Below are 5,700 nucleotides of genomic sequence, written 5' to 3' on the forward strand. Positions count from 1 at the left end.
CTCAGGTGCAGGTGGTTTGGATCCCAGCCCACCAAGGTCTGCGCTGGAACGAGTACGTGGATGGGTTGGTTGCCCAGGCTCGAGCCAGAGTGACCCTTCCTCCAGAAGTTAGGGATTGAGGTTTCACACCGGCAGTGGGGGCACTGTGAAACTGGTTAGCAGCAAGATGCTTGCCAAGACTACAAGGCTGTTAGGCTTGGCTTGACTGCAAGGTGCAGAACTTCCTGGATGGTTTTAGCCATGCGCTCCCAGGTAAAAGACTTAACCCACTCTAAGCCTTTCCTGACTTTCTCAGCGCGCAACTTGGGATCCAGAACCTGAACCAAGGTGTCCGACAAAGAGTCCTCTACATAAAATGCAGCTTCTCCTCCTACTTCCACTAAGGCAGAGTTGGGATAGATAATGACAGGGGTCCCACAGGCCATGGCCTCCAATACGGGTAGCCCGAATCCCTCATATGCACTTGGGTAAACCAGCGCCACGGCATTCTGGTAGGCTTGAACCAACTGCTGCAGATCTAGATAAGCATTCATAACAGGTTGCGGAGCTGCCGCCTGTCGATAAGCCTCTGGAGTCGACCAGGAATGAGTGCAAAGGACAGGGAAAGGCTTATAGGACCACTGCTGATAAGCTTCAAAAAATAACTCCTGTCGTTTGTAAGCGCCTTGGTGGCATCCAATCAGCAGCCAGTGCTTGGGAATAGCTGAGGGATCCGGCTTGAATACACTGGTGTCAACCCCAGGGTAAGCTACTACTGCCTCTTTGCCAGTTAGACGCAGCAAGTCACAGGCCGTGTTTTGGCTAACAGCTACAATGCGAGCGGCTGCTTCAAGGGCTGCGTGCTTTTGGCGCCACATGGGATCTGAGAGATCCCAACCCAGCACTTCTGGGATCATGTCATGGAGCAGGAGCACCTGCGGAATGTCAGAGGGCAGGTATGTATGGTAGGTGCTCATAAAAACATCAGCCCCTGACCAAATAAAAGCTTGTCTCAACTCAGGATCATCCCAGCGGGCGTAGCTAAAGGGGTGACCCTGCATTCTCTCGACACCCTGGGGTAGCTCTCCCATGCCACCCCGATCGTAGAAAGTGATGCGAATCCCCAGCTGAGGCAATTCCCGCAGTAAGTTGCGCCAAACTGTAGCAATACCAGTTTGGAACATCTGGAAGAACACCCCGTCCACAAATAGGTGAAGACGTTGCCGCACCTCTACCACCAAGGGATCCCCGTATGCCCAGGGGAAAAAGGGCTGCAGGGAGCAGGGCTTTTCCGCTTTTTGCAACTCTTCCCAAGCTCTGACAGCTCCTTGGTAGCCGTAGTAGGATTCCTTAAACTCCACCTGCTTTCGCAATGCATAGGCATAGTGGTCAAACACTAAGCCCTCTGCTTCCGTTTGGTCTGCGGTCAGAACCCTCTCGGGAAGTCGTCCCTTTCGGATCAATACAGGTGGCTCGTGAGTTTGCCACTCGCACTCAGAGGGATCCCATCTCCAGACCCGCCACCACTCCATCTGGGGGTTGTTGCCCCACTTACCTTTGTTGTCCAGGACAAGATTGGGGCCCACGAAGTAACGACAGTAGAACTGGGCCGCCTCTAGAGTGGGATCTGCTTCAAAGCGTCGATGAACCCGCCGGATTTGTTCGACTGTCCAAATTTCGTCTGCATCCAACTGCCACAGCAAGCAGGGATAGTCAGGTTGGGCTGCCCTAACCATTTCAATTTTGCCATCCCAAAACTGGCCATCGGGCTTCTGAACAAGCCGAACACGGCTGTCTTTGGCTGCCAAGTCCCTCAAGTATTCGACCGTACCATCCAAGCTGTGCCCCTGGAAGTATTCCTCAGGGATGCGGCCGCCGTTGGCCAAACTCCACCCTGTGTCATGGCGTAAGGCAGCAACGCCCTCGACCACCACCCATTGCCAGGGGATCCCTAACCTATCCAACTGACAGAGGACAGAGTAGTGGCGCTCAATGTAGGGTTGTCCATCCAATACAATGGTGAAGAAATGAATAGGAAGGGTAGCTTTAATATCCTTAAAGATGGCAAAGCCGTTGCGGGCATTTCCCCAGCGAATGAGTCGGTAGCCACAGCTAGGAAGCTCCCTGAAAGAGCGGTTGTTCTTGAAAGCAAGGATATCATTCAAGGCAATATACTTGGGACGAGCACCCCGCTCTATGAAGGCTTGCAGGTCGTACCAGCCTGTAAACTCGCCACCGTCGATGAGAAGAAGATCGGGATTGGGAACTTGGCTTGCCCCATCTGTGGGAACAGACTTGAGTAAATCTTCATCCCCCTGACGCCACTGTAAAGCCTGCTCTCGGCCATAGGGAGTCCAAATGCTAGAGCCAGATTCCAACCATTCTTCCACCTCCTCCACTGTAGCAATCCTAGGTTGGGCAGCAGCGTGAATGGGGACACAGCGGGGATCCTTGCTTACCCTTCTAGCCAGCTCTTTGTAGCGCTCAGGATGAGCTTCTATGCTGTAGATGCGAACAGAGTTGGGAAGGGCGTAGCGCAAAACAGCTGTGGATCCTTCTCCACTACTGGCCCCTACCTCGACCACCACCCGCAGGGAGGGATCCCTGCAAATTTCTGCAAGAGCTGCTCCAAAAGGCTCATCTAGCCGGATTTCTGGTGGGATATACCACTCTGGCCAGGCGGAGTCGCCGTTCCGTTTCTGATTGACCCAGTGGCCATACGCAGCAGCAGCTTCTCGATGATAGAAGGAACTGGCTGTGGGTAAAAAGGCATCAGCCTCCTCCTGAGAGAGGTCACGAAGGTATTGAGTAACCTGAAATAGCCACAGGCGCGCCACTTCCTCGCCTGTCTGGGGATCGTAAAGAGAGTTGATAAAGGCATTTGGAGGCCAATCTTCTAGAATTTGCTTCAATACTAACCACACCCAATCCTCTTCCCCAGCTCTAGCGAAGCAGTCAAGGCTGTGCGCCAGCAGCTGAAGTCTATGGTGGTGGTGTACAGGAAGCTTTAGGGCTTCCTCCCGCATGCGTTCTGCAACAGGTTGATAGACAATCGACAGAACTTGCAAAAGTCGCTTTGTCTGTGGCCACAATAACCCTTCTAGAGATCCACCCCTGTACCTTTCTGCAAACTCAGGAGCGATGGAAAGAGCAATGGTCTCTAGGAGAATTGAGGGAATACTTTCTTGTTCGGCCTGGGCAAAAAAGGCAGAGTAGGATCCTTGCCAAAATAAAGTTCCCAGCTGTTCAAAGTTGGTGGCTTGCGTCACAGCTAATGACCCCCATTGCTCTTCCTGCTAGAGAGAAGGAGTAGCTCTGCTTAAGCTCAAGCATAGCAAGGATTGCAACTTCTGGCAAAGGGAGAAGTGTCATTGCCTGGGGAAAAGCAACATGTACAGGAAAGCTTCAAGTTTGTTGCAGGAAATGTTCAACTGATAACTATTCCTGTCTTGGCTGCTATCGCCGCGGGGCAAGCATTTCGTGGACTTTGGTTCACTACAGCTCCTCCAGGCCGAGTTTGGGATCTTATTACGCTACAGCCTATTAAGAGGCTACAGGATACAGCTGTAAGCCTGCCTGTTCTGGACTCATCGGAATCAAGCCTCAGAAACACGACGTTTTGTATCCCTTGATCTGTGAACAGGCCGTAGGTTTACTCACAATTTAGACTATCTTGTTAGACTATCTTGACTTGTGCTAGAGTGGAACGTTTTTTCACTTACAGAAAATTTGGGTTTGCAGGCTCATGCCTAGATGCTACGATTGGCTATATCCACTAGCTGCTTAGGTAGCCGCCATGCAAGTCCAGCTTCATTCTCGGCTGCGCCCTCTCTCCCTTACGTTGATGGCGGTGGGGGGCTCTTGGCTCCTGGGATCCTGCCAACTCAGAGGGCCACAGGTACAGTTGCCCGGCGATGTTCTGCCGGAAACCGCGCTGGTTCCCCAGTCGGCGCCCCTGGTGCTGACCTTTTCTACCCAACCGGAAGAATCTTTTCGCACTCACCCTGACCTTTTGGCCCAGTGGGAGAGCTGGACGGCAGAAGCTTTGGCTGAAACCGGCAAGGAGTTCTCTCGGGAAGAGATGCAAGCTTGGGCTGGCGAGCAATTCACGATGGCAGTGGTGATCCCCAATCTGGTGCCCGGAGCTGCCGAGCCGGTGCCTGGGATCCTGTTTGGAGCCAGCACCCGCAACGCTGATTTGTCTGGGCAATTCTTGGCCCAGGTGCGGCAACAGGCAGCAGCAGAAGGGGCGAACTTCGAGCAGCGCCAGGAGCAGGGGGTCACCCTCTATGTGCAAACCAACGGAGAGCCGGGCGAGCGATGGGTAACTGCTGAGTTTGGCAACCGCTTTGTGGCAGTGGCCAACGACCCAAGGGTGATGCAGCAGGCGATTGCTGTGTATCGCGGCGAAGCAGAGCCGATTGGCCGCTCCGAAAGTTTCCGCACCGCTGTTGGCGATCTGTATAAGAGCGGCACGCTGGCCTTTGCCTACTTCAACTTCCAGGCTTTGCAGGAGGATCCCGAGTCTTTCCAAGACTGGATGCAGGATTTGGATCCGGCGACGCTGGGATCCCTGCAACCCCTGCGCTCTTTGGCCATGGCTGCCCACTGGCAAGAGCAGGGCCTACGGCTGCGCATGTTGACCCAGACCGATCCGAAAACCCAGGTGCAGGGGGGGTGGCAACCGGCTCGCGGCGAACTTATTCAGCGGCTGCCCGGCAATGCCCTGGCGGTGCTGACCACCCAACAGATCGCCCAGCGCTGGCAAGCCGTTATGCCTGAGCTGGAGAAAGATCCGCCGGTCAAGGAGTCGTTAGAGGAGCTGCGGGCTGAGTTTCGCGCCAATACCCGTCTGGACTTGGAAAAAGATCTGCTGGCTTGGATGGATGGGGAGATGGCCCTGCTGGTGGCACCGGATGCCCAGGCCCATCCCCTGTTGCAGGGCATGGGAGCAGCCTTGGTGATCGAGACCAGCCAAAAAGACAAGGCCAACGCGGCCCTGACTCAGTTGGATCGGCTGGCCCAAGAATCGGGAGTAGGGGTAACGGAAGCCGGTGGGCAGGTGATCTGGGCGGATCCCTTGTTCAACCGACCGCTTCTGGTGCGGGCTTGGGAAGGCAACTACCTGATCGTTACCACCAGCACGGCGGCGCTGCAAACCCTCGCCCAACGCCAGGGCAATTTGCTTCCCCAAACCGAGCCGCTGAAAACCCTCTACGATCAGTTGCCCAAGCCCAACTACGGCTACTTTTTGCTGAATTGGCAAGGGATCCGAACAGTGCTGGAGGCCACACTACCGGGTGGTTTGGCAGGCTTGGAGCCGGAGGCCCGTGAGCTGCTGACCCGCATCGATGGGCTGGGGATTACCAGCTACCCTGCCGGGGATCACGCCTTTGGGGTGGAGCTGCTGGTCACCGTGCCGCCCAAGCCACAGCCGTAAGCTCTTTCCCCCCTCTCCCTTGGGGAGAGGGGCTGGGGGTGAGAGCTACAGCCGAATCAAGCCATAGGTGAGAGCATAGCGCACCAGCTCGGTGCGGCTGCTGGTGCCTGTCTTGTTCAGCAGGCGGGTGACGTATTTTTCCACGTTGCGCACGCTGGTTTGCAGCTGCTTGGCAATCTCCTTGTTCATCAGCCCTTCTGCCACCTTCTCCAACACCTGTTGTTCCCGCGGCGTCAGCTCTACCTTGATGGGTGGGGGCAGGGGGGTGGGGGCAGAGGTCT

Annotated in this window: 3 protein-coding genes; 1 reads left to right on the plus strand and 2 read right to left on the minus strand. The window is 55.2% G+C overall.

The features are described 5' to 3' along the window. Window positions 1–179: 179 nt before the first annotated feature. Window positions 180–2,891 (minus strand): glycosyltransferase, encoded by a 2,712-nt coding sequence (locus NW829_RS04010; RefSeq protein ID WP_414416486.1) that lies wholly within the window; start codon window positions 2,889–2,891, stop codon window positions 180–182. A gap of 884 nt (window positions 2,892–3,775) precedes the next feature. Between NW829_RS04010 and NW829_RS04015 the strand changes: the two genes are divergently transcribed. Beyond that, window positions 3,776–5,419, plus strand: coding sequence for a DUF3352 domain-containing protein (locus tag NW829_RS04015; protein ID WP_414416487.1), 1,644 nt, complete (start codon window positions 3,776–3,778; stop codon window positions 5,417–5,419). A 45-nt stretch (window positions 5,420–5,464) separates the two neighbouring features. Here the strand turns inward: NW829_RS04015 and NW829_RS04020 are convergent. Continuing rightward, the coding region (locus tag NW829_RS04020) for a response regulator transcription factor (protein ID WP_414416488.1) at window positions 5,465–5,700 on the minus strand (236 nt) is incomplete at its 5' end.

It is taken from the genome of Synechococcus sp. R55.8 (assembly GCF_047461895.1).
GTDB lineage: Bacteria > Cyanobacteriota > Cyanobacteriia > Thermostichales > Thermostichaceae > Thermostichus.

Bases quoted from the DNA above. Each gene is read 5' to 3' on its own strand.
- NW829_RS04015 (WP_414416487.1), top strand. From the start codon at position 3,776: ATGCAAGTCCAGCTTCATTCTCGGCTGCGCCCTCTCTCCCTTACGTTG.